Origin of the sequence: Thalassospira sp. MCCC 1A02898, from assembly GCF_001618185.1 — a bacterium.
In the GTDB taxonomy this organism is placed as follows: domain Bacteria; phylum Pseudomonadota; class Alphaproteobacteria; order Rhodospirillales; family Thalassospiraceae; genus Thalassospira; species Thalassospira tepidiphila.
Genome location: NZ_LPXK01000001.1, coordinates 763,455 through 787,888, shown reverse-complemented (window position 1 = coordinate 787,888; position 24,434 = coordinate 763,455). Strand labels below are relative to the sequence as shown.

The 24,434-nt window shown below is 54.3% G+C and carries 25 protein-coding genes; 4 read left to right on the top strand and 21 right to left on the bottom strand.

Translation table 11 applies throughout. The features are described 5' to 3' along the window. The first annotated feature begins 40 nt into the window (after positions 1 to 40). Positions 41 to 1,324 carry an ImmA/IrrE family metallo-endopeptidase gene (locus tag AUQ41_RS03630; RefSeq protein ID WP_168173386.1) on the top strand — a complete coding sequence of 428 codons (1,284 nt, stop codon included), beginning with the start codon at positions 41 to 43 and terminating at the stop codon, positions 1,322 to 1,324. A gap of 3 nt (positions 1,325 to 1,327) precedes the next feature. Here the strand turns inward: AUQ41_RS03630 and AUQ41_RS03625 are convergent, their stop codons facing one another. The 15 genes from AUQ41_RS03625 to AUQ41_RS03555 form a co-directional block, all read right to left on the bottom strand. After that, on the bottom strand, positions 1,328 to 1,687 hold the full coding sequence (locus AUQ41_RS03625) for a helix-turn-helix transcriptional regulator (protein WP_063086772.1): 360 nt from the start codon (positions 1,685 to 1,687) through the stop codon (positions 1,328 to 1,330). Next, positions 1,674 to 2,120 (bottom strand): SRPBCC family protein, encoded by a 447-nt coding sequence (locus AUQ41_RS03620; RefSeq protein WP_063086771.1) that lies wholly within the window; start codon positions 2,118 to 2,120, stop codon positions 1,674 to 1,676. The genes AUQ41_RS03625 and AUQ41_RS03620 overlap by 14 nt, the downstream gene beginning before the upstream one ends. Before the next feature lie 199 nt (positions 2,121 to 2,319). Beyond that, a complete protein-coding gene (ureG, locus tag AUQ41_RS03615) occupies positions 2,320 to 2,940 on the bottom strand; it encodes an urease accessory protein UreG (RefSeq protein ID WP_008888415.1) in 621 nt (206 codons plus the stop codon). Continuing rightward, on the bottom strand, positions 2,937 to 3,719 hold the full coding sequence (locus AUQ41_RS03610; protein ID WP_369813531.1) for an urease accessory protein UreF: 783 nt from the start codon (positions 3,717 to 3,719) through the stop codon (positions 2,937 to 2,939). Before AUQ41_RS03610 ends, ureG begins: the two co-directional genes overlap by 4 nt. Next, positions 3,634 to 4,179, bottom strand: a complete 546-nt coding sequence (locus AUQ41_RS03605; RefSeq protein ID WP_063086769.1) for an urease accessory protein UreE — start codon at positions 4,177 to 4,179, stop codon at positions 3,634 to 3,636. Before AUQ41_RS03605 ends, AUQ41_RS03610 begins: the two co-directional genes overlap by 86 nt. A gap of 18 nt (positions 4,180 to 4,197) precedes the next feature. Next, entirely contained in the window at positions 4,198 to 5,910 is a 1,713-nt protein-coding gene (gene ureC, locus AUQ41_RS03600; RefSeq protein WP_063086768.1) for an urease subunit alpha, read from the bottom strand. 17 nt (positions 5,911 to 5,927) lie between these two features. After that, positions 5,928 to 6,233 (bottom strand): urease subunit beta, encoded by a 306-nt coding sequence (locus AUQ41_RS03595; RefSeq protein ID WP_008888419.1) that lies wholly within the window; start codon positions 6,231 to 6,233, stop codon positions 5,928 to 5,930. 17 nt (positions 6,234 to 6,250) lie between these two features. Further along, positions 6,251 to 6,553, bottom strand: coding sequence for an urease subunit gamma (locus AUQ41_RS03590; protein ID WP_044829632.1), 303 nt, complete (start codon positions 6,551 to 6,553; stop codon positions 6,251 to 6,253). A 26-nt stretch (positions 6,554 to 6,579) separates the two neighbouring features. Continuing rightward, on the bottom strand, positions 6,580 to 7,512 hold the full coding sequence (locus AUQ41_RS03585) for an urease accessory protein UreD (RefSeq protein ID WP_063086767.1): 933 nt from the start codon (positions 7,510 to 7,512) through the stop codon (positions 6,580 to 6,582). A 161-nt stretch (positions 7,513 to 7,673) separates the two neighbouring features. Then, a complete protein-coding gene (gene urtE, locus AUQ41_RS03580) occupies positions 7,674 to 8,369 on the bottom strand; it encodes an urea ABC transporter ATP-binding subunit UrtE (RefSeq protein ID WP_008888422.1) in 696 nt (231 codons plus the stop codon). Between the two features lie 12 nt (positions 8,370 to 8,381). Next, complete coding sequence (gene urtD / locus AUQ41_RS03575; RefSeq protein ID WP_063086766.1) at positions 8,382 to 9,182, bottom strand: urea ABC transporter ATP-binding protein UrtD; 801 nt, start codon at positions 9,180 to 9,182, stop codon at positions 8,382 to 8,384. Next, the gene (urtC, locus tag AUQ41_RS03570; RefSeq protein WP_063086765.1) at positions 9,179 to 10,354 is read right to left on the bottom strand and encodes an urea ABC transporter permease subunit UrtC; all 1,176 of its coding nucleotides are present in this window, start codon (positions 10,352 to 10,354) and stop codon (positions 9,179 to 9,181) included. Before urtC ends, urtD begins: the two co-directional genes overlap by 4 nt. A gap of 3 nt (positions 10,355 to 10,357) precedes the next feature. Next, positions 10,358 to 12,061 carry an urea ABC transporter permease subunit UrtB gene (gene urtB / locus AUQ41_RS03565; RefSeq protein ID WP_232308300.1) on the bottom strand — a complete coding sequence of 568 codons (1,704 nt, stop codon included), beginning with the start codon at positions 12,059 to 12,061 and terminating at the stop codon, positions 10,358 to 10,360. Positions 12,062 to 12,187: 126 nt separating this feature from the next. Next, complete coding sequence (urtA, locus tag AUQ41_RS03560; RefSeq protein WP_008888426.1) at positions 12,188 to 13,462, bottom strand: urea ABC transporter substrate-binding protein; 1,275 nt, start codon at positions 13,460 to 13,462, stop codon at positions 12,188 to 12,190. Between the two features lie 363 nt (positions 13,463 to 13,825). Then, positions 13,826 to 14,779, bottom strand: a complete 954-nt coding sequence (locus AUQ41_RS03555; protein WP_063086764.1) for a LysR family transcriptional regulator — start codon at positions 14,777 to 14,779, stop codon at positions 13,826 to 13,828. A gap of 99 nt (positions 14,780 to 14,878) precedes the next feature. On the opposite strand from AUQ41_RS03555, the gene AUQ41_RS03550 reads away from it, so the two are divergent. After that, a complete protein-coding gene (locus AUQ41_RS03550; protein ID WP_063086763.1) occupies positions 14,879 to 15,862 on the top strand; it encodes an MBL fold metallo-hydrolase in 984 nt (327 codons plus the stop codon). A 106-nt stretch (positions 15,863 to 15,968) separates the two neighbouring features. Here the strand turns inward: AUQ41_RS03550 and AUQ41_RS03545 are convergent, their stop codons facing one another. Next, a complete protein-coding gene (locus AUQ41_RS03545; protein ID WP_063086762.1) occupies positions 15,969 to 17,165 on the bottom strand; it encodes a urate hydroxylase PuuD in 1,197 nt (398 codons plus the stop codon). A gap of 300 nt (positions 17,166 to 17,465) precedes the next feature. Between AUQ41_RS03545 and AUQ41_RS03540 the strand changes: the two genes are divergently transcribed. Then, positions 17,466 to 18,377: a LysR family transcriptional regulator gene (locus AUQ41_RS03540; RefSeq protein ID WP_063086761.1), complete on the top strand. Its 912-nt coding sequence runs from the start codon at positions 17,466 to 17,468 to the stop codon at positions 18,375 to 18,377. A gap of 73 nt (positions 18,378 to 18,450) precedes the next feature. Here the strand turns inward: AUQ41_RS03540 and AUQ41_RS03535 are convergent, their stop codons facing one another. From AUQ41_RS03535 to AUQ41_RS03525, 3 genes are all read right to left on the bottom strand, one after another. Next, positions 18,451 to 19,488: a histone deacetylase family protein gene (locus AUQ41_RS03535; protein ID WP_063086760.1), complete on the bottom strand. Its 1,038-nt coding sequence runs from the start codon at positions 19,486 to 19,488 to the stop codon at positions 18,451 to 18,453. Between the two features lie 78 nt (positions 19,489 to 19,566). After that, a complete protein-coding gene (locus AUQ41_RS03530; RefSeq protein WP_063086759.1) occupies positions 19,567 to 20,736 on the bottom strand; it encodes a methyl-accepting chemotaxis protein in 1,170 nt (389 codons plus the stop codon). Positions 20,737 to 20,780: 44 nt separating this feature from the next. Next, complete coding sequence (locus AUQ41_RS03525; protein ID WP_063086758.1) at positions 20,781 to 21,314, bottom strand: PAS domain-containing protein; 534 nt, start codon at positions 21,312 to 21,314, stop codon at positions 20,781 to 20,783. Positions 21,315 to 21,676: 362 nt separating this feature from the next. Here AUQ41_RS03525 and AUQ41_RS03520 point away from each other — a divergent pair, with 362 nt between their 5' ends. Continuing rightward, a complete protein-coding gene (locus AUQ41_RS03520) occupies positions 21,677 to 22,027 on the top strand; it encodes a hypothetical protein (protein WP_063086757.1) in 351 nt (116 codons plus the stop codon). Between the two features lie 54 nt (positions 22,028 to 22,081). On the opposite strand, the gene AUQ41_RS03515 is transcribed toward AUQ41_RS03520, so the two are convergent. Beyond that, the gene (locus AUQ41_RS03515) at positions 22,082 to 22,996 is read right to left on the bottom strand and encodes a hypothetical protein (RefSeq protein WP_063086756.1); all 915 of its coding nucleotides are present in this window, start codon (positions 22,994 to 22,996) and stop codon (positions 22,082 to 22,084) included. Positions 22,997 to 23,141: 145 nt separating this feature from the next. Next, complete coding sequence (locus tag AUQ41_RS03510) at positions 23,142 to 24,224, bottom strand: BMP family ABC transporter substrate-binding protein (protein WP_063086755.1); 1,083 nt, start codon at positions 24,222 to 24,224, stop codon at positions 23,142 to 23,144. Between the last annotated feature and the right edge of the window lie 210 nt (positions 24,225 to 24,434).

Here is a 24,434-nt window from a genome sequence, read left to right as displayed (position 1 = left end):
AGTATCAACTTAGATGTATGCCTTATGGGAGCGCGTGAAGTTGGATACAGTTCAAATTGGTAACGAACTTGAGAAGCCAATTTATGACTTTTTGCGAAATCAGCAAAAAGCTGGTGAATACCTAATTGGAACTATCCCACCCGACCGTTGCACCGTTCGATGGAAGCCCAAATACTATTCCAAAGAACGCGGGGGAGACATCGAATTCGATGTCTCAATTGAAGTCAGGCGAGAGGAAAACTTAGATCCGCAAAGTACGATAATTTTTGAGTGCAAGAACTACAGCGGCGGCGTTCCTGCAGATAAAATTAGAGAGTTTTCGGATAAATTGTCCGAGATTGGCAGACACGACACAAAAGGCTTCATTGTCATAACCTCTAGACTACAGAGCGGCGCGGAGAAGATAGCGCGCAACCGGAAACTCGGCATCATTAAATATGATCCGAATGGGCTCGAGTATCTTGCTGAACGTCGTTTTAAAGACAGCCTAAAATCCAAGCATGCAAAAGCTGCACTATTTGGCTCAACCAATCGTGTTCGATCACTCAAATTTGCAGCAACTTATTCCGGAAAGTACTTTGACAACTGCCGACACTTACTCACCGAAGCCGTGGGCGAAAAGCTCGACAAATCCGAAATTCAAATACTATCAAAAGCTCAATTTCCATTCTTGAGCACCGATGACATAGAGAGCTCAACGAACAAGCTTTTGTCGTTAGTTAATTACCATGACGGCCCGGTAGATTTAGCTCAAATATGCGCAGAACTCTCAATTGACCTGGTTCAGCTCACTGAAGCTAATGTCAATCAAGATGAAGACGAACTTCTCGGGAGAGCAGATTTCCCCAATAAGCAAATTGTAATTTATGCGCACGGAAACCGCCAACGTGAACGCTTCACTTTAGCTCACGAAATTGGCCATTTTTACTTAAACCACGACAAATTTCTCAGGTCCGAAACAACTGTCCACCAAGACCTAGTGGTAGATGAGCAGGAAACAACAGGAAGCTTGATTAACCGTATGGAGCATCAAGCAAACATGTTTGCCTCGCAATTACTCCTGCCTAAAATCAATTTAGCCAATAAAATACGCAAACTTAGAACCGAACTTGATATTCGAGATAGAGGACACGGTTACATCTTCGTCGATAACCAGCCCCAAAACTTGTCCAACTATTACCTGCTACTAGAAAGAACGTCACAGTTCTTCGACACCTCGAGCCAAGCCATAGAGATCAGACTGAAAAATCTAGGCTTCGTCACCGACAACCGAAAGCAGCCTGAGAACTTCACTGCAAAATTTAAACTGCCTTGGCCAAACTGAGCATCAAAGCTCACCATCTTCGACAAAGGTTTTAAGCCGCATCAGGGCAGATTCCCAGCGTCCCGCCACCTGATCAAGATAGGCGCGCGCCTCGGCCAGTTGTTCCGGGCAAAAGGCATACTGGCTTTCGCGCCCGACCCGATGGTTCTGCACAAGCCCTGCCGCCTCAAGCACGCGCAGATGCTTGGTCACGGCCTGCCGGGTCATATCGGCATCATCAGACAACACCGAGATCGAGCGCGGCTTGCCATCGGCCAGACGATCAAAGATGGCCAACCGTGTGGGATCACCCAAAGCGGCAAACATGACGGAAAAATCCTTGTCATGTTTGCCATTGTCCGAATTATTTTCAGCTTTCGACATGTTTCTTGATGTTTTCAAGCTGGAAGCCCCAGCCGTTTGTATTGGCCCGCAACGCATCAGCAATGCGATGGGGTGGTAGATTATCAAATCCGGTTTCGCGCACCTTTACCGATGTCGTGCCGGACGTTTCTTCAAGCCAGAATTCGACAAGGGTTTCCGGTTCCCCACTGTAATCGACTTCGGGGTCAACCGCATAGGGGTGCCATGTATACGCGAAGTAGGCTGGTTCCTCCATCGCCTTGATCGTTGAATTCCACGGCACATGGGTGAAACCATCAATGGTGAACATGCCCTTGGAAACTTCACCAACCGCAAACGGGCCTTCGATATTGATCCCGAACCAGATGCCGAATTCCTTTGAATCGGTCAGGGCCTTCCACACGCGGGAACGGGACGCTTTGATTTCAATCGACTTCTCAATGGTATTTGACATAACGCAACCTCCTGGTTGCATTTAATCTGCCAGAAGATCTTCAATTATGCAACTAAAAAGTTGCGTATTTGATTTTGAGCCTCAAAACACAAACGCCCGGCTGTTGCCAGCCGGGCGGTGCGTGCTCCCGTCATCCTTGGGTCAGTGCCGCTCTCAGTGTAGCGGGCAAAGCCCGTGCAGCTATCCTTATATCCCCATATCAGGATGCTGCGGATTGGCGGAGCCCCCCTGTCTCGATGATAAAGTTTTTCACGTCTTCAAGGCCATCCATCGCCTTGAGATTGGTGAACAGGAACGGACGATCTCCACGCATTTTCTTGGCATCGCGATCCATCACGCCCAGATCAGCCCCCACCAGCGGTGCCAGATCGGTCTTGTTGATCACCAGAAGGTCAGAACGGGTAATGCCCGGGCCACCCTTGCGCGGGATTTTATCGCCTGCCGAAACGTCGATGACGTAAATCGTTATGTCGGCCAGCTCTGGCGAGAAGGTGGCCGACAGGTTGTCGCCGCCCGATTCAATAAAGATCGCCTCAAGCCCGGCATGCTTGGCGGCCATATCTTCGACAGCCGCCAGATTGATCGAGGCATCTTCGCGAATGGCCGTATGCGGGCAGCCACCGGTTTCTACACCGGCAATGCGGTCAGCCGCCAGCGCGCCCGAACGGGTCATGAATTCGGCGTCTTCGCGGGTGTAGATATCGTTTGTGATGGCAGCGATGTTGAACTCGTCGCGCATCGCCTTGCACAGGCGTTCCAAAAGGGCGGTCTTGCCCGAACCAACCGGGCCACCAATTCCGATACGAAGGGGAGAGCTCATGATCTAAATAGCCTCGTATATTGGGTTTCGTGTTTCATCGACGTCCAGTCGACCATCGGTGCCGCGGCACCAAGATCGGAAAGTTCAGCCTGCATGGCGTGATCAACAGCAACCGATACTGCACCATCAAGCGACGACAGTGATCTGACACCATCGGTCTGCCCCAGCGGCACCAGACGCACCGCACTGGACACAAGATTTGCCGCCATCGCATGCAAATAAGCTGTCAGCGCATCACGCAGCGGCACATCGGATTGGGCTGCGGCAATGCCCACCGCCACCGGATAGGATGGCAAGCGATCATCTTCACGCATGGCATCGGCCCAACGAGTGATCATCCCATCACCCCAGACCTTTTGCATGGTCGAGACAAAGGCACGGCCCTGCGCTGTTGCCTCCAACGCCATCTCGGACGTGCCACGCCAACAATCGGCCTCGACCCCGATGTCAAACAGGGCCGCTTCATCACCGGCACGCGCCGCCCGCCATGCGGCACAAAACAACACCGCATCAATCCGCCCGGCCCCGAATTCCAGAACCCCTTCAACCCAGTTGATCAGGCTATCAGCCGACGTCACCCTGCCATCTTCGACGGCATATTCCACGCCATGCGAATAGGTATAGGCGCCAACCGGGAATGAGGGGCTTAGCCACGTCATCAACCGCATCAGGCCGGCCGGGTTAAGGGTCAGATCATCCGTGGTCATGGGAATGCCCGTGGTGACGGCTGTGCTTGTGATCATGTTCATGATCGTCATGGTCGAAATGATCGTTGCCATGGCTGTGACCATGCGCGCCGCCAAGCCCGTGATAGGCGCCATTCAGCGGATCAAACGGTGCGATTTCGTTTTCCACCACACCGCCAAGGCCCGTGATCATGTCGCGCATCACATGGTCATCAATGATGCGCAGACGCCCGTCATTCAAAACCTGAACCGGAGTGTGACGGTTGCCGATATGCCAAGCCAGCTTGGCGGTCGCAATCGGACCGGCCGCCGTGATCGTCAGAACCGGCTCCTCGGCCGCGCGGACGACAATCACCCCGCCATCGACAAGGCGTAACCGATCACCATCCGCCAGACGCACCGCATGCGGCAGGTCAAGCAGGAACGGCTCTCCCGCATCATCATGCAAACGAATGCGGCGGCGATGCCGGTCGGAAAAGGCCAGGGTCACCGTGCCGCGCACTTCGGACGTGTCGGCACGATCAACCGGAATATGTTCAATGGCGTGACGCATGGAGTTCGCTACCACCGATCAGAACAGGAAGTAACGCTGTGCCATTGGCACAACATCAACCGGCTGACAGGTCAGAAGTTCGCCATCTGCGGTCACCTGATAGGTTTCCGGATCAACTTCCATTGCCGGCAACGCATCGTTCAGCTTCATGTCCTTCTTGCCGATATTACGCGTGTTCGACACCGCCAGAAGTTCCTTCGACAGGCCGAATTCGGCGGCAATACCCGCATCAATGCCGGCCTGCGAGACAAACGAGAAGCTCGATTTCGCAAGCGCATTGCCATACGCACCAAACATCGGACGGTAATGGACCGGCTGCGGGGTCGGGATCGATGCGTTCGGATCGCCCATGGCAGCAGCGGCAATCATGCCGGCCTTGATCACCATGTCGGGCTTGGTGCCAAAGAACATCGGTTTCCAAACCACAAGGTCGGCAATCTTGCCAACTTCGATGGAACCGACATGCGCGCCAATCCCCTGCGCAATCGCCGGGTTGATGGTGTATTTCGCAACGTAGCGCTTGGCACGGAAGTTATCATTTCCCTTGCCTGAATCCTCGGGCAATGCACCGCGCTGCTTTTTCATCTTGTCGGCCGTCTGCCATGTGCGCGTGATGACTTCACCAACACGCCCCATCGCCTGACTGTCTGACGAGATGATCGAAAACGCGCCGAGATCATGCAGGATATCCTCGGCCGCGATGGTTTCACGGCGGATACGGCTTTCGGCAAAGGCGACATCTTCGGGGATCTTCGGATCAAGGTGATGGCAGACCATCAGCATGTCCAGATGCTCGTCAATCGTATTGACCGTAAACGGACGGGTCGGATTGGTCGAACTCGGCAATACGTTGGCTTCGCCGCACAGCTTGATGATGTCTGGCGCATGGCCACCACCGGCACCTTCGGTGTGGAAGGTGTGAATGGTTCGGCCCTTGAATGATGCACGGGTGTGCTCGACAAAGCCGCTTTCATTCAATGTATCGGTATGGATCATGACCTGCACATCAAGGTCGTCGGCAACGGACAGGCAGGTATCAATCGCAGCCGGGGTGGTGCCCCAGTCTTCATGAAGCTTCAGGCCGCACGCGCCTGCCTTGACCTGTTCGATCAGCGATCCGGGCAGGGTCGCGTTACCCTTGCCAAAGAAACCGATATTCATCGGAATGCCGTCGGCCGCCTGCAGCATCCGGGCAATATGCCACGGGCCTGGCGTACAGGTGGTGGCATTCGTGCCCGCCGCCGGGCCGGTACCGCCACCCAGCATGCTGGTCACACCGGAATAAAGCGCGTCTTCAACCTGCTGCGGGCAGATCCAGTGAATATGTGCATCAATACCGCCAGCGGTGATGATGTTGCCTTCACCGGCAATAATCTCGGTGCCCGGACCGATGATGATATCGACACCGGGCTGCACATCCGGGTTGCCGGCCTTGCCGATCCCGGCAATACGGCCATCACGAATGCCTATATCTGCCTTGATGATGCCGGTGTAATCAAGGATCAGCGCATTGGTGACCACGGTATCGACCGCACCATCAGCACGCGTTGCCTGTGACTGGCCCATGCCATCACGGATCACCTTGCCACCGCCGAATTTGACTTCCTCGCCAAGGGTGGTGAAGTCTTTTTCGACCTCGATGATCAGGTCGGTATCGGCCAGTCGCACCTTGTCACCGACGGTCGGGCCAAACATGGCCGCATAGGACGGACGATCAATTTCATAAGCCATTTATTCCATCCCCCCGCTTAAAGCTTGCCGTTGATTTTGGCGTTAAAGCCATAGACCGTGCCGGTTCCGGCATATTTCACCAGATTGACTTCACGCGACTGGCCCGGCTCGAAACGAACAGCGGTTCCGGCCGGGATATCAAGGCGGAAGCCACGGGCAGCTTCACGGTCAAAATCAAGGCCCGGATTGGTTTCATAGAAATGATAGTGCGACCCCACCTGCACCGGACGGTCCCCGGTATTCGCAACGGTGATGGTTTTGGTTTCGCGCCCCTCGTTCAGGATGAGGCTGCCTTCCTTGGTAATGATTTCACCTGGAATCATAACGCGCTCCTCTTTCCTTAACGGATTGGTTCGTGAACGGTCACAAGCTTCGTCCCGTCGGGGAAGGTCGCTTCGACCTGAATTTCGTGGATCATTTCGGCAATACCATCCATCACCTGATCGCGCGTGATCACGGTCGCCCCGTCGCGCATCAGATCGGCAACAGATTTGCCATCGCGCGCGCCTTCAACGACATAGTCGGTGATGATCGCGATCGCTTCGGGGTAATTAAGCTTCACCCCTCGTGCAAGGCGATTGCGCGCCACCATGGCGGCAACCGAAACCAGCAGTTTGTCCTTTTCGCGTGGCGTCAGATTCATGCCTGCCTACTCCTTGGCTTCATTTATTAAATCTCCCACAAACGCGGCAAGCGTGCGGGAAGCCCCCTTGTTTGATGGCGGAATGTTTTCCACCACGCGCCATACACCCGGCGCAATTTCATCGGATCGCGCGCCATGAAACGGGCAATCACAATTCCCTTCATCGCGGTCGCGGCACACAACACATCGCGCGGCTCAAGCCCCTCAGATGCCTGCGCCAGACAATCCCGCGCGGCTTCAAGCTGTTCTTCCGCGCCATGCCCGACCAGAATGGCCGTCGCATTGGCCCGCGCACCATCAAAGGCCGCTTCGTGATCAAGCATGCGCAACACATCGCCTTCGAGATGCAGCGCATCGCGCCAGATTGGCCGACCATCAATCGAAACATCCCACGCATCGCGCGCGAGCCCCGTGGTAAACACCTCGCCCCGGGCAAGACGGCCAAACACCATCATCTCGCCGGCCATGACCATGCCGCTTCCCGATGCACGCACGGTGGTTTTGCGTTTCAGCCGGGCCTGATCAAACAGGATGCTTTCATGGGGCAACCACTCAAGCCAGCCACCATCGGCGACATCCAGATCAACCGACATCTCGCAATCCGGTCCGACCGACCGGTAAATCTTTTCTGCCGCCTGCGCGGTAAACAGGGCGGATGCGCCCGCCTCCACCTTGCCGGCAAAGGCCAGCTTATCGCCGCCAACCATGCCGCCCGATGTGGTCACCAAAACAGCCGTCGACAAATCCCCCGCAACCGGGCGCGGGAACAGGATTTTCATCGGGTCACGGTAATAAAGATGATCAAGGGCTGCATGCCCGCCCTGATGTGCTGCACCTGTGCCCTGACGAAACGTCACCTCAGCCCGGCCATCGGTAATGATGCGCGCGGGCGTTACTGGCGTTTCCATCTCCGCATTCGGAATTGCGGATGTTGTCGGTTCAAGTTTGCGAAGCTGCACAAAGTCACCTGATTAATGCGGCCCACTGACGGGACCTTAATACCAAGGGTCCTCACAGCAAGATGCGGGCCAACCGCCAACACCCTGCCGATACAAGGAGTTTGGCGGCATTTGGCCCGATTGGCGGCACACCGTTTGCGCAAAATTTTGGCAAATGCCGATCAAACAGTCAGATAGGCACGGACTTTTTCACGGTCGAGCGTCTCTTTGGCACCTGACAAAACAACCTCGCCACGCTCAAGCACGACAATCTCGTCGGCCAGTTCATGCGCGAATTCAAAGTACTGCTCGACCAGCAGGATCGCCATATCACCGCGGTCGGCCAGCTGTTTGATGACACGCTGAATGTCCTTGATGATCGATGGCTGAATGCCCTCGGTCGGTTCATCAAGCACCAGCAACCGTGGTCGGGTGACAAGTGCGCGCCCGATGGCCAACTGCTGTTGCTGCCCACCAGAAAGATCCCCACCGCGACGGCCCAGCATGTCGCGCAGCACCGGGAACAATTCGAAAATCTCGTCAGGGATATGGCGCAGGGCACGTGGCAAGGCGGCAAAGCCGGTCTCAAGATTTTCCTTCACCGTCAAAAGCGGGAAGATCTCCCGCCCCTGCGGGACAATCGCGATCCCATTGGCCGAGCGACGATATGACGGATCGCGCGAGATATCCTTGCCTTCCCATTTGATGTTGCCTTCCGTTATCGGGTGCTGGCCAACCACGGCCCGCATCAACGACGTTTTGCCAACCCCGTTACGGCCCAAAACCGCGGTTACCTTGCCGGTTTCAGCACTCAGCGACACCTTGCGCAACGCATGGGACGCGCCATAGAACAGATCAATATTGCTGACATCAAGCATGACAGTTTCCCCCTAGCGCCCCAGATAGACTTCAATGACCCGCGGGTCTTTCTGCACGTGATCAAGGCGCCCTTCGGCCAGAACCGATCCTTCGTGCAGAACAGTCACCTTGCAATCAAGGTCGCGGACGAATTCCATGTCATGCTCAACCACCACGACCGAGTATTCCTTGGAAATCGACCGTAAAAGTTTCGCCGTTTCCTCGGTCTCGGAATCGGTCATCCCGGCAACTGGCTCATCGACCAGAAGAAGTTCGGGTTCCTGCATCAAAAGCATGCCGATTTCCAGCCACTGCTTTTGCCCGTGCGAAAGATTGGCGGCCATCTCATCACGCTTGTCTTCCAGCATGATGGTGACCAGCGTCTTTTCGATCTTGATCTTTTCCGCATCACTTAGTCGATGGAACAGCGCCTGAAACACGCCGCGCCCGCCCGAACACGCCAAAAGCAGGTTGTCGAACACCGTATGGCTTTCAAACACTGTCGGCTTCTGGAACTTGCGGCCGATGCCCAGATTGGCAATCTCGGCCTCGTCCAGCTTGGTCAGATCAATCTCGCTTTTAAACAGGACATCACCGGTATCAGGTCGGGTTTTGCCGGTGATGATATCCATCATGGTTGTCTTGCCCGCCCCGTTCGGGCCGATGATGGCGCGAAGTTCGCCCGGCTCGACATAGAAGGACAGGTTGTTGAGTGCGCGGAACCCGTCAAAGGTCACCGACACGCCGTCGACATAAAGGATGGTTTCCGACCGCGCGGATTTGACCTGTTCCTCGTCCGAGGCATTCTTTTGAATGGCGGCTGCTTCGCTCATGCCTTGCCTCCTTCATTTGCGCGTCGTTTACGCCAGGTCGTGAACAATGATTGCCGATCTGCCGATCCGAATGCTGGCACCGCCCCGATCACACCTTTCGGCAGGAACAGGGTCACCGCAATGAACAACCCACCCAGGAAGAACAGCCAGAAGTCCGGCATCGCCCCGGTAAAGAAGGTCTTGGCATAGTTGACGATAAACGCGCCCAACACCGCCCCATAAAGCGTGCCACGCCCGCCAACCGCGACCCAGATGACGATTTCAATCGAAAGGGCCGGGGCAAATTCGCCCGGATTGATGATACCGACCTGTGGCACATAAAGTGCGCCAGCGATGCCCGCCATGACGGCCGAAACGGTAAAGACGAACAGCTTGTAATATTCAACCCGGTAGCCGGTGAAACGCACGCGGCTTTCGGCATCGCGAATGGCAATCAACACCTTGCCCAGACGCGACTGGGTAATGCCGCGCGCCACCGTATAGCAAATGCCAAGAAACACACAGGACGCGACAAACAAGCCTGCCCTTGTGCCATCCGATTGCAACGAATAGCCTAGCAAATCCTTGAAATCGGTCAGGCCATTATTGCCGCCAAAGCCCATATCGTTGCGGAAGAAGGCCAGCAAAAGCGCATAGGTCATGGCCTGCGTGATGATCGAAAGATACACACCCGTCACACGTGAGCGGAAGGCAAGGAAGCCAAACACAAAGGCCAGAAGCCCCGGCACAAACATCGCCATGACAATGGCGAACCAGAACATGTCAAAGCCATACCAGTACCATGGCAATTCCTGCCAGTTCAGGAAGACCATGAAGTCCGGCAGGATCGGATCACCATAAACGCCACGATCACCGATCTGACGCATCAGATACATGCCCATGGCATACCCGCCGAGCGCAAAGAACGCCCCGTGACCCAGCGACAAAATCCCGCAGAAACCCCAGATCAGGTCGACACTGAGTGCCAGCAGCGCATAGCAAAGATATTTACCCAGCAGGCTGACCATCCAGGTCGGCACATGGAAGGCGGAACTTTCGGGCAGCAAAAGGTTACTTGCCGGCACCAGAATGGCGGCCGCGATCAGGATACCCCAAAGGATCATCCCGCCGCGGTCTTTCAACAGCCAGCCAATAACCGGTGTCATTTGATACTTTTGACGATAATCGGTCATGGATCAGGCCTCCACCGCGCGACCTTTAAGGGCAAACAGCCCCTTGGGTCGTTTCTGGATAAACAGGATCAGTGCAATCAGGACAAAGATCTTGGCCAGAACCGCACCTGCCATCGGCTCAAGGAACTTGTTCACAATGCCAAGGCTAAACGCCCCCAGCACCGTGCCCCAAAGGTTCCCGACCCCGCCAAACACGACGACCATGAAACTGTCGATAATGTAAGTCTGACCAAGGTTCGGGCTGACATTTGAAATCTGGCTAAGTGCCACACCGGCGATGCCTGCAATCCCCGACCCCAGGCCAAAGGTCAGCGCATCGACATAACCGGTGCGAATACCAACCGATCCGGCCATGCGCCGGTTCTGGGTAACGGCGCGCATCTGCAAACCAAACGCGGTGTAACGCAGCACGGCGGCAATACCAGCAACCACGATGATGCTAAACAAAATGATCCACAGCCGGTTATAGGTGAGCACCAGACCGGTCGAAAATTCAATTGCGCCACTCATAAAATCAGGTGCGGTGACCTGCTGGTTGGTCGCCCCGAAAATCGTTCGGATCGCCTGCTGCAAGACAAGGCTGACACCCCACGTCGCCAGCAGCGTTTCAAGCGGCCGACCATAGAGGAAGCGGATCACGGATCGTTCGATCACAACCCCGACGGCCCCCGCGACCAGGAAGGCGGCTGGCACTGAAATCACCAATGACCATGCCGACCCGGATGGCAGAATGGACCCAAGCGCCTGCTGCACCATAAAGGTGGTATAGGCGCCGATCATGATCATTTCACCATGCGCCATATTAATCACGCCCATCACGCCAAAGGTGATGGCAAGACCAACCGCCGCCAGCAACAAAACCGATCCCAGACTGATACCGCGATAAACATCCCCGATCGTCTGCCAGGTCGACAGGCGACCCTCGACGGATTCAAGCGCATCCTCGGCGGCAGCAACCACTTCGGGCTCGTAACCTTCTGCCTCGGCACTGGCGACAAATTGCGACAGCACCGCACGGATTTGCGGCGTGGTTTCGCTGGCCAGGACATCAATCGCACTTAGGCGTTCTTCGGTAGTTTCACCGGCTGCCAGCGCCATGGTGGCCTGCGCCAGTTCCATGCGTGCCAGAAGCGTTTCATCCTCTTCGCGATCAATCGCGCGCAGAAGCAATGGCAACATCGCCGGATCACGGGCATCCATGATCTGCTCGACCGCAGCGCTTCGGATATTGAGATCCGGGCTGAACAGGTTCAGCGTCGCCAACGCATCGCGCAGCGCACCCCGCAGGCGGTTGTTGATCTTGATCTTGGAGAGTTCCTTGGAAGAACTTTCACCGACTTCTTCGCCGCTGACGATGTCGATATGGGTAAAGACTTTGCCCTTTTTGGTGGCGATGACGACATGTTCGTCGCTGTCACGGACATAAAGGTCACCATCAAGCATGGCCTTAAGGATCGGGGCGACACGTGGATCACCGTCCGCTGCCATTTCCTCGATCACCGCGACCTTCTTGGTCGCACTTTTATCATTTAACTGTTCGGCGATGTTTCGCAGTTCTTCGTCGCTAAATGCCTGTGCACTATTCGGTGTTGCGATCACAAGCAGGGCCAGACACGCGATCAAGGCACCCAGTCGAAGGGCGACGTCACGCGTTTTGGCCAATGAGAACGGAGAACGGCGCAGCACTGAAAACATGTCATTGCGCATGATCACCAAACCTTTGAATTCAATATGGAAAATTGGATAAAGAAAACGCGGACAGCCGGCAGGTGCTGATTGCGTTGAAAATGAACAGGCCGGTCGCGTTGCCACGACCGGCCCATCCGAAACCAATTAGTACATCGGTTTTTCACAGTTGCCGCAGACCCACGGATAGGTCCAGTCGGCGGTCAGCTTTGCGCTTTCCGGCAGGAAGTCCGACCATGCATCGCCAACGACGGTGCCTTCGGTTTCCCAAACGATGTCAAACTGGCCATCATCCTGCACTTCGCCGATCAGAACCGGCTTGGACAGGTGGTGGTTGGTGTTCATCACAGCGGTACCGCCGGTCAGGTTTGCAACTTCCTGGCCATACATTGCCTGACGAACCGCATCGACATCGGTGGTGCCAGCCTGCTCGACAGCCTGTTTCCACATGTTAAAACCGATATAGGTTGCTTCCATCGGATCGTTGGTTACGCGCGACTCATCACCGATGAAGGCGTGCCATTTTTCGATGAAGGCCGTGTTGGCATCGGACTCAACGGACTGGAAGTAGTTCCAGGCAGCAAGGTGACCAACCAGCGGTGCTGTATCGATACCAGCCAGTTCTTCTTCACCAACCGAGAAAGCAACAACCGGGATGTCTTCGGCTTTGATGCCCTGGTTTGCGAGTTCCTTGTAGAACGGAACGTTCGCGTCACCGTTAATGGTCGAAACCACGGCGGTTTTCTTGCCAGCAGATGCGAATGCTTTCACGTCAGCAACGATCGACTGCCAGTCAGAATGACCGAACGGGGTGTAGTTCTCCATGATGTCTTCATCGGAGATACCCTTGCCGTTCAGGTAAGAACGCAGGATCTTGTTGGTGGTACGCGGATAAACATAGTCGGTACCCAGAAGAACGATACGCTCGGCAGAGCCGCCATCTTCGCTCATCAGGTAATCAACAGCCGGAATGGCCTGCTGGTTCGGAGCTGCACCGGTATAGAACACGTTGCGCGAGCTTTCCTCACCTTCGTACTGAACCGGATAGAACAGCATGCTGTTGAGTTCTTCAAAGACCGGCAGAACCGATTTACGCGAAACCGAGGTCCAGCAACCGAAGACAACAGCAACCTGTTCCTGTTCGATCAGTTCGCGCGCTTTTTCAGCAAACAGCGGCCAGTCAGAAGCCGGGTCAACAACAACGGCTTCGACTTGTTTGCCAAGCAGACCACCGTTCTTGTTCAGGTCATCAACCAGCATCAGAACAGTGTCCTTCAGCGTGGTTTCGGAAATCGCCATCGTCCCGGAAAGAGAGTGCAGCACACCAACTTTGATGGTTTCTGCTGCTTGTGCGGCTGACATTGCCATTGCAGACACTGCCATGGCCCCGGCGCCAATGAGCGCCTGAAGCTTCTTATTCATTTATAGCCTCCACTGAGTTTTTATTGCACCGCCGTTGCACTTGCTAAAACCGTGCCAGACTCAGAGGCCATATCGAATAAAATCGCGAATCGAGGGATTCTCACGCAATAAGAAACCATTTTACAGCTATTTCGGGGAAAATATTTGCGTAAGCCGTGTTTTGAATGACTATTTTTCAATCATTGATTACATTTTGATTAATTTTTGATCATGTTGACGTCGGGGTTTTCACAGCCTATCTCGAGCGCGGAAGTTTCGCCTGCGCTGAGCTTATTGCACCACAATCTGCCCTGTGTCGGCCCGCTTCCCGCCCCGTCGGGAGACCGGCGGGGCGTTTTGATTTCTGGCTGTATTTGTCCGGGATTACTCGGCCGCCTGTAATTCACGGTCCGGCGCGATCGCGTTAATTACTATGCGGATTTGATCACGCAGCCAGATCAGGCCGACATCCTTGTCTGTCCAAACAGCCCAGTTCATCGTCACCGGCGGGAACGCCACATCAATCGGCATCGGGCAATAAGACAACCCGAATAACGGCGCATACTGGTTGGCAATGCGACACGGCACAGTGGCAATCACGGCACTGTTTCGGGCCGCTGCCAGAAGCGGCATGAAATCAGGTGCCGCCAGGACAACATCAAGTTCGATGCCCATCCCCTGAAGCGCGACGCCAACACACCCGGCGACATTCTCGGTCTGGGACAGAACCGCATGCCGCGATGCCAGATATTGCGCACGCGACATCGGCAGCGGCAAATCGACAATATCGGGATTAAAACAACAGGCGACTTCCGAGTTGAACAGAACCTCGCCGAAATGGCCTGTGTTGAGTTGGCTTTTGCAGCCAATCGCAAGATCGATCTCGCCGCCATTGATCATTCCATCAACCGTTTCAGACGTGATGGTACGGCTCAAAATCTTGATACCCGGTGCCTGCTGCTGCAAATGCTGCATCAGAACCGGCAGCAAAATCATGTCCATTTCACCGGTCACGCCCAACCGGAAAACACGCTTGGCGGTCTGCGGATCAAAAGAATCCGTCGCATGAAGGGCGTTCTGTGCCTGCGAAAGGGCGGTGCGCACCGGCCCGGCCAGCGCACGGGCTTTTGCTGTCGGCTGCATTTTCTGACCGACACGTACAAACAGATCATCGGCCAGCAACATGCGCAAGGTATTGAGATTGTGGCTCATTGCCGACTGCCCGATGCGCAGTTTCTCGGCCGCCTTGGTCACGCTCATTTCCTGCATCATGGCGTCAAACGCAATCATCAGGTTGAGGTCAAATGACCGTAAATTGAAATGATCAATATTATCCATGACTGGTATCGATTTGATTACTGACTGATCGCACTATAGCCTTTCCCCATCAGCTTACAACCCGCCGGTTCACACCGGCATGATCTGAGGGAAAAGAAAATGCTATCACGTCGTGATTTGCTCAAAAGCACGCTTGCCGCCGGTGCCATTGGCGCGATTGGCAGCACCGTCTTTGTGCCACTTGCCGCAAAGGCAAAGGCACCAATGGTTGGCACACAGGCACCGGGCTATTACCGGGTCATGGTCGGCGATGTCGAAGTCACCGCCCTTTCGGATGGTGCAGCCCAGTTCCCCATCGCCGATCTTTATGTCAACACCACGCCCGAACAGGCACGCCTGGCCCTTGCCAATGCGTTTCAGGGAACCCCAACCTATCTTTCGGTCAATGCCTATTTGCTGAATTTCGGGGATCGTCTTGTATTGCTCGATGCGGGCACCAGCGATCTGATGGGTCCGGCACTTGGCAAACTTCCGGCCAATATGATTGCCTCGGGCTACCACCCTGATCAGGTCGATGATGTTGTGATTACCCACATTCATCCCGACCATACCGGTGGCCTGACACTGGCTGGCAACAAGGTCTTTGCCAATGCCACCGTGCATGTTCCAGAGGCAGACGCCGCGTTCTGGCTCAGTGCTGAAAACAAGGCGACCGCACCCGAAGACGCCAAGGCGTTCTTTGATCAGGCGGTTGTGGCCCTGACCCCCTATATCGATAGCGGCAAGCTTGCCAAATACGCACCCGATGCCCCTGCCATCGAAGGCATGGTCAACACCACTTTCCGCCCCGGACACACGCCGGGCCACAGCGCGCTTTGGATCGAAAGCAAGGGCGAGAAGTTCGTTTACTGGGGCGACATTACCCATGGCGATGTCGTGCAGTTTGACGATCCGAATATTGCCATCGCCTTTGACGGCGACACCGACATGGCAATCAAATCACGCGAAGCGGCCTTTGCCGAAGCGGTACAGGAAAAATACCTGGTCGCCGGCTGCCACGTCGCCTTCCCGGGATTTGGTCATGTGCGCGAAGATGCCACGATGTATGACTGGGTACCGATGAACTATCGCGCTGACGTTTAGGTTGGAAGTAATCCCCCATCCCCGCCGACCTTAAAGCAATCCGTCAACGCAAAAGAGCGGTTGTACATTACGACCGCTCTTTCCTTTTGATCTCGTTCCTGTCTGCCTATTCCGGCATGCCTGCCCGAATCCACTGGCCAAGCTGCGCGCGTTCCTCGTCGGTCATTTCCGTCATATTGCCAAGTGGCATGGCCCGGCCAATAACCGCCTGTGCCAGAACACGTTGCGCATTGGCTTCGATCTGGGCCAGATTATCAAACATCACGCCTGCCGGGGCTTCGTCAAAGCCCTCATCACTCGGGTTGGCCGAATGGCAGGTCGAACAACGGGTCTGAACGATGGCCAAGGCATGGTTGGCGGTAATCACGTCTTCATCGACACGCTTGACCGCATTCGGATCATAGGATGCAAACATCGCAAGGATCGCCATCCCCACCGCAGCCGACGGAAGCTGCCATGCAATCGCCTTGCCGGTGCCGCCAGCATTGCGCGTGTTAAAAAAGTGGCGCACCAACCCACCGATGATCAGGATCAGACCGACAATCAGCCAGGACTGGTCATGGGAAAACAGCATCGAATAGTGGTTGCTGATCATCATCAGCAAGACCGGAAGCGTCAGGTAGTTGTTATGCGTTGAACGCTGTTTGGCCTGAAGACCCAGTTTCGGATCGGGCTTTTCCCCGGCCATCAGGCTGGCCACGACCTTTTTCTGGTTGGGAATGATGATGCGAAACACGTTGGCGGCCATGATCGTACCAATCATCGCACCGACATGGATAAACGCACCGCGCCCGCTGAACACATGGGTAAACAGATAACTCGCCGCCATGATCAGGATGAACAGCGCGACCGCCAGCGTATCGGTGCGTTTGCCAATCGCACTTTTGCAGATGATGTCATAGATCACCCACCCGGCAAACAGGCTGCCAAGCCCAATCAGGATCGCATCCATCTTGGTCAGCGCCAAGACGCGCGGATCAATCAGATAGCTCTCGGCACTCCAGTAATACATGGTGACCAAAAGCGCAAAGCCGGTAATCCAGGTGAAATAGGCCTCGTATTTGAACCAGTGCAGTTCGGGCGGCATGGAACTGGGGGCTACCATCCATTTGTTCACATGATAGAACCCGCCACCATGAACCATCCAGGCTTCGCCATAGACACCTTCATCCATGTCCGGACGCTTGCGCAAACTCAGGTCAAGCCAGACGAAATAGAACGAAGACCCGATCCAGGCGATGCCCGTAATCAAATGCGCCCAGCGCAGGATCAGATTGATCCAGTCCTGAAACAGAATATCCACGGTGCTTGAAACCTCCGTCTCGCCTGTGCGCGGTTTCCGGCGCGCTGGCAGCCCTGCCTTGATGATGCCCCGGGACGCATGAATGGCTCTGATGGCAGCATTTTGCCCGGGTTTAATTCAGTCGATCTGTAACACAGTCCCCCGACCGCCTCTATTATTTAGGGGTTGAGCATAATCGAAATGACTTTCAAAATAATCTTTAAAATGGCAGAGTGTGGCCGCTAATCTGCACATATAATGATTTAAAGCGCCTACCAGAAATCAAGAAACAGCCCTCAGACATCAGGAGCTTCCCGCGCCATGTCCGACTTTGAGGACATCCAGATTTTTGTCCGTGTTGCCGAACTTGGCAACCTTTCTGCTGCCGGGCGTGAATTGCGCCATTCGGCGGCTGTGGTGTCAAACCGGATTGCCCGCCTTGAAGAACGGCTTGGGGTGCGTTTGCTGAACCGCACAACGCGCCGGGTCAACCTGACGACCGAGGGGGATGTCTATTACCGTCACTGCCTGCGCATTCTTTCAGAAATGCAGGAAGCCGAGAACGCCATCGCCAATCAGAAAAACACCACCCGCGGCCCGGTCACGCTGACCTGCCCGGTGGCATTCGGCAACAAGTTTGTCGCGCCGATCATTCCGAAATTCGTTGAACAGAACCCGGATGTGCAAATCCGCCTGCATCTGTCCGATCGGTTGCTGGATCTGTTGCAAGACAAGGTCGATCTTGCCATTCGCATTGCCGAGCTTAAGGAAAGCTCGCTGATTGTCCGCAAGCTGGCCACCAACAAACGCATGCTGGTCACAAGCCCGGATTATCTCAAAAAGAACGGCGCACCCAAGGTGCCCGCCGACCTTTTGAACCACAATTGCCTGCTGCTGCGCTTCCCCGGATCGCAGCAATATCAATGGACCCTGCAAGGGCCGAATGATGAACCACCGGTCACGCTCGCCGTCGCCGGTTCGATGGATTCCGATAACAGCGAAGTCCTGACCCGCTGGTGCCTTGATGGGCATGGCATTTCGCTGAAATCGAACTGGGAAGTCGACGAATATCTGCGTGACGGACGCCTTCAACGCGTCCTGCCTGATTACCAGCCACCGTCGCATGCGGTCTATACACTCTATCCGGAAAACCGTTATCTGCCGACGCGCGTCCGCGCCTTTGTCGATTTTCTGGTGGCGGAATTTGGCGGTACACCGCCCTGGGAACGTTAAAGAAATAGAACGCTAAACAAAAACGCCCCGAACAGATGCCGGGGCGTTTTTTTAGCATTCGATTTAGGCCGGTCTAGTTTTTGGCAAGCGCCAGATACCCGCTCAGAACCGCAGCAACGTTTTGCCCAATCACATCATGGGCATAACCGCCTTCCATGGTGAACATGGTTTTAAGCCCCATTCGCCCGATCATCTGCCCGATCCGGTTGAAATCATCGGTCTGGAGTTTGAAGTCGCAAATCGGTTCGGCTTCATGGGCATCAACACCAAGGGCCACCACCAGCGCATCGGCCTGCCAGGTCAGAAGTTTCTGCATCGCCTTGGCAAAGCCAGCCCCCCAGCCCGCGAAATCACTGCCACCCGGCAGCGGGATATTCAGGTTGGCACCCTGCCCGTCATTGCGCCCGGTTTCATTGGCATAGCCCATGAAGAACGGGAACTGATGGGTTGGATCGGCATGGATTGAAATCGTCAGAACGTCGCCACGTTCATAGAAAATATCCTGCGCACCGTTGCCGTGGTGGTAGTCGATATCAAGAATGGCGACCTTTTTCGCCCCCTTGGAAATCATGTGCTGGGCTGCGATGGCGGCATTATTCAAGAAACAATATCCACCATATCGGTTGGCATGGGCATGATGCCCCGGCGGGCGGGTCAGGGCAAAGGATGCTTCGCCTTCGCTCCAGGTTGCTTCGGCTGCCGATATGACGGTCTGCGCGCCCCAATAGGCTGCCTTCCAGGTCCCTTGGGTGATCGGTGTATCAGATGAGATGGCGTACTGACCAAGGCGCGCGCTGATATGTTCGGGCTTGCCACCGGAAAAACCGCCCGTCGGCCAGACATAGGGAAAGGCGTCACCACTTTTCCCCGCCTTGGTCCATTCACTCCAGGCGTTTTCCAGAAAATCAATATAGTCCGGCTCATGGATCGCGCGGATCGGGCCGATACCGTGATCGGTCGGATCGACCAGCTGCGCCTTGATCGCGTGCGCTACGGCATCACGAATGATCGGAATACGCCGGGCATTCTCGAAACATGGCACCATGCGTCCGTGATGCATTTCGCCTGCCCCGTCATGGGCATCGTGGCGCGAATTGAAGAAAACCCGCATGGCACCGCTCTCCTGACTGAAAATCCTGACCGGGTACCATCATGACGCCCGACGCATCCTGTTGCACGCAGAAAGCGGCTATTTCTTGGCGGTATAAAGCAGCTTTTCGATGGTATCGAGGAACACACCCAACTGATTGCGCAAGCTTTCCGACTGATCGGCAAGACGGCTGGCCATGTCACGCGTGGTGTCGGCCGCCTCCCCGGTACGCCCGGCCATATCGGAGACCACGGTGATATTGTCGGTGACTTCCTGTGCGCCACTTGATGCCTGTTCGACATTGCGCGTGATGTTGGTCGAAAGGTTCGCCTGCGTTTCGACATTGCCCGAAATCGTATCCGAACGTGCCGCCAGATCATCGATCACACCTGCGATCTCGCGGATCGAGCCAACCGACTGCTCAATCGCGGTCTGAATGTCCTGAACCTTTTCCTCGATGCTTTCGGTCGCCTTGCTGGTCTGGTTGGCAAGTCCCTTGACCTCGTTGGCAACCACGGCAAAGCCTTTGCCGGCTTCACCGGCGCGCGCAGCCTCGATCGTCGCATTCAGCGCAAGCAAGTTGGTCTGAGCCGCGATGTCGCGAATAAAGCTGACCACTTCAACGATCTCGCCCGCAGCCGCTTCCAGCTGTCCGATACGACCATCAGTTTCCTGGGCAAGGCCGTTGGCGCGATTGGCAATTTCCACCGATTCACGTGCCTGTTCGGACACATTGCGGATCGCCTCGTTCAGCTCTTCGGATGCGGCCGAGAGTTCGCTGACATTGGCCGCCGTCTGGCGGGCTGCCGCGGCAACGTTGGTTGAACGTGAACTGGTTTCATGGGCGATGGAATTGGCGTCGCCGGATGCCTCGGAAAGGGCGGATGCGGCATTGGCAATGTCATCAACCGCGGCAAAGGAACCGCTTTTGAATTCACCAAGAATTTCAGCAAAGCCGGAAAGTTTCTGTTCAATCGAGGCACTGGCCGCATTAATCCGCTGGGCCGAAGAAAGGTAATCCCCGACCAGCCCGGTTTCGACAATGCGTCGGTAATAACGGTTTTCGGAAACCGCCCCCATGGATGCCGCACTTTCGCGCAGAAACGCATCATTGCGGTCAATCAGCCGGTTGATCGCAATAAACAGTTCGCGCATGTCAGGATGACTGTCGACATTGGTAATACGGGCTTCGTAATCACCATCGGCTGCGGCCAGGACCACGTCCAGTGCCTTTTTGATACCTGATTTTGAACTACCAAACAGCGACATTAGAACCTCAAACCTTGTGTTTCCGGGAACCGCTTTGCGATCCTCTAGAGACTTTGAATAAACTCGTCGTACGACATGCCCATATCAGAAAGCTTCTGTGACAAGGCCTCGGATGCGGCTTTCATGCCATCCTTGCGGTTGGGCAGGCTTTCCTCGATTTTGCGAAGCTCCGCATAGAGAGGAATGATCGTTTCGCTCAAAACCTTTGGATCGGGCACCCGGCGATTGGAATGATATCCAATCACCTTGTGATTGGCGTCAAAGGACGGCGTCACGTGGGCATAGACCCAATAATGATCCCCGTTGCTGGCCATATTCACGACATAGGCAAAAATCTCGTGACCGGATGAAATCCGGTCCCACATAAGCTTGAAAACGCTGCGCGGCATATCCGGATGTCGGATCAGCGCATGCGGCTTCCCCAAAACCTCACCTTCCGAATAATCAGAAAGGCGCAAAAACACCTCATTGGCGTAGGTAATATGCCCTTTGAGATCCGTCTTGCTGACGATCAACTCGTCCGGTTTGAAATGACGTTCCCGCCCAGAAGGCTGAATGCCTGAAGGCTTTTCACTCACCTTTAAGACCCCGATACTTTATTTTTATTTCCAAACATGCCCGCAATTTCGGGCTGCGGGCAGGATGAATTACTCGATTATCATGTGAAAATGATCGTGCGAAGCTAAATATTATTTTTCCACACGTTTCATTCTCAATACCTAACACAGTAATCTGGAATTATTATTGGATAAAGTATTATCCGATTAGTAGATATTCAACCTGCGCTTACCATTTTTCTTTCTGCGCCAATCACGGATTTCCAGTATCGGCAATCCCCGTGACATGCGCGAAACGCGACAAAATCACATTCATGAATTAAGCAACTTTGTAACGATTTCATGTATCATCGCTGCAAACGGGAACCGTCAGGGGCACACCGATGTCGAAAGATCTTCGGAATTTTCCATATCGTGTCGTTATTCACGAGAAACATTCCGCCCAAGCTGTGCTGGACTGGCTCGACATCAATGTTATGAGCAAGAACTGGACGATGGGCATTCGGAATATCGAACTCCCGCGCGGCGACCAGAATGCCCCGATTGTCGATATGGTGATCTATTTCAATCGCCGCGAAGACATGGAACGCTTCCGCGACAAGTGGGCCGGTAAAACCCGCGAACACAAGGTCAAGCTGTATGGCTGGCGCGCAGCACTCTATGCCCTGCGACACCCAAAAACCGAAATGATCGCCTATGAGAAACAAGAAGACCCGAAAAAAAATAATAAATAAGCACAAAAATTTTCGCGAACGACAAACTTCGACGCCCAACCGTTCGTTCTGAGATCATGACCCAGTAAACATTGATTTTAAAAAATCGTATAGGGCTGCAACTAAAAGACCACTAAATATAGATGCAAATACTATTCGATGAATATAAGCTCCTCTTCTCTTCCTTTTGTAATATTCTATCGGAGGCACAAGCCAACGAAGGTATTGAAAAAATTGCCGACCAAACATTAAAGAAACAATAATCAACCAAACGCTAATCAATAGCTTTATTGGAAATGAAAAAGAATCCAATAATTTCAGGTATTCATCCATTCCAAAGTATAGTGATAAAACAACTAAAAGTGGAATATATATTACATATGTAAACTGATCATACTTTCCTGCATTATGAATGTTCGAAATCCAATTATGACTAATATCAAAAAATTCTTTTAACCGAACATTCGCTGAATTTACCCAGTCCTCATCACGACCATAGATATTAATAACGCTCTTGTTTGGTGTTGGGTTTGATGGGGGAGAAGTCAGATCGACCCAAAAACTTGGCGATGAGAAATCGATATAGATATCGACGCAATTCAGTGGTCGCTTCTGCACGATACCCAGAGCATGAGACGAGTTTGATACATAGAAGTTCTCAAGGAGCTCTGGAAATTGCTTTGCTGCCACATCAGGAATGCCGATCCCGACGACGTAATTTCCGTTGTCAGCAGTGTATGAATATTGAATTTTCATCAACTCATCGATCTGAGCATAAGCGGCCTCTCTTTGCTCGCCATCCTCTAGCACACTCTCCTTCTCTAGCTCGATAGCTCGGTCATTCAATGCAGAAACAAGCGCGCATAGCTCCTCTATATCTTCAGCAGAGAACACAAGGTTTCGCGGGAAAATATCCCTTCGATACTCTGGAAAAATACTAGATCTCTCGTTAGTGACACCTACTGGCTGTTGCTGATCAACTTTGGCCACGAACCTATCTCCGTGAAAATAGTAAAGGTAAACAACTTAGCTTTGACGAACATGAACTAAATGTCTAGGCAAACGAAAAAGCCCCGCGCAAGCTAATGCACGGGGCTTCGTCATTGAACCGATCCGGATGGATCGGAAATCCGACTTATTTCGGCAGTTCGGCATCGATGCCTTTGATGTACCAGTCCATGCCAAGCAGCATGCCGTCATCAGCAACTTCGCCTTCTGCAACGCGCAGTTCGCCAGCCTGATCATAGATCGGGCCGGTGAACGGGTGGAATTCACCCGAAGCAATCTTGGCAGCGGTTTCTTCTGCCAGTGCTTTCACGTCGTCAGGCATGTTGGTGTACGGTGCCATTTCGACCATACCGGTATCAATGCCACCCCAGGTGTCTTTGGATTCCCAGGTGCCATCGGCAACGGCCTTGGCGCGGGCAACATAGTAGCTGTCCCAGTTATCAACGATCGCGGTCAGCTGTGCCTTCGGTGCGAACTTGATCATGTCAGATGCCTGACCGAAACCAAGAACGCCACGGTTTTCAGCAACCTGAAGCGGTGCCGGGCTGTCGGTGTGCTGAACCATGATGTCTGCACCCTGGTCAATCAGGGCCTTGGCAGCATCGCCTTCCTTGCCCGGATCATACCAGGTGTTGGCCCAAACGATTTTGACCTGCACGTCCGGGTTAACCGACCATGCGCCCATCATGAAGGAGTTGATACCACGGACAACTTCCGGGATCGGGAAGGAACCAACATAACCAACGATGTTCGACTTGGTCATTTTACCGGCGATCACACCAGCAACATAACGGCCTTCATAGAAACGTGCGGCATAGGTCGACAGGTTGTCGGCACGCTTGTAACCGGTTGCATGTTCGAATTTGACATTCGGGAACTGCTTGGCAACTTTTTCGGTCGGGTTCATGAAACCGAACGAGGTGGTGAAGATCAGGTTGTGGCCGGTCTGGGCCATCTGACGGATCACGCGTTCAGCATCGGCACCTTCCGGCACGCTTTCGACATAGCTGGTCGATGCGGCATCGCCGAGTTCAGCTTCGATGGCCTGACGGCCAATGTCATGACGGTAAGACCAGCCGTGGTCACCAATCGGACCGACATAGATAAAACCGGCCTTAACGTCTTCGGCCTGGGCTGCACCCATGCCGGTTGCGAGGGCACCAACAGCCGCAACGGCGGCAAGTGTGCGCTTCACGAGGCTTGCATTCATAGTTTCAGTCTCCCTGTTAGACACTCAATCAGGATTTATACGTAATTCCTGATCGCAATCAATGACGCGTTCCTGCACAAACCAAATCTCAGACAAACCGGCCAAGCCCTGCCCGGTTTGTGTGAGGTTTGGCAAGCACAGTCTTCCTCCCGTCGTCGGGCCGAAACATCATTTAACGTGTTCCGGTCCCGCGGTTAAGGCCACCGAAAC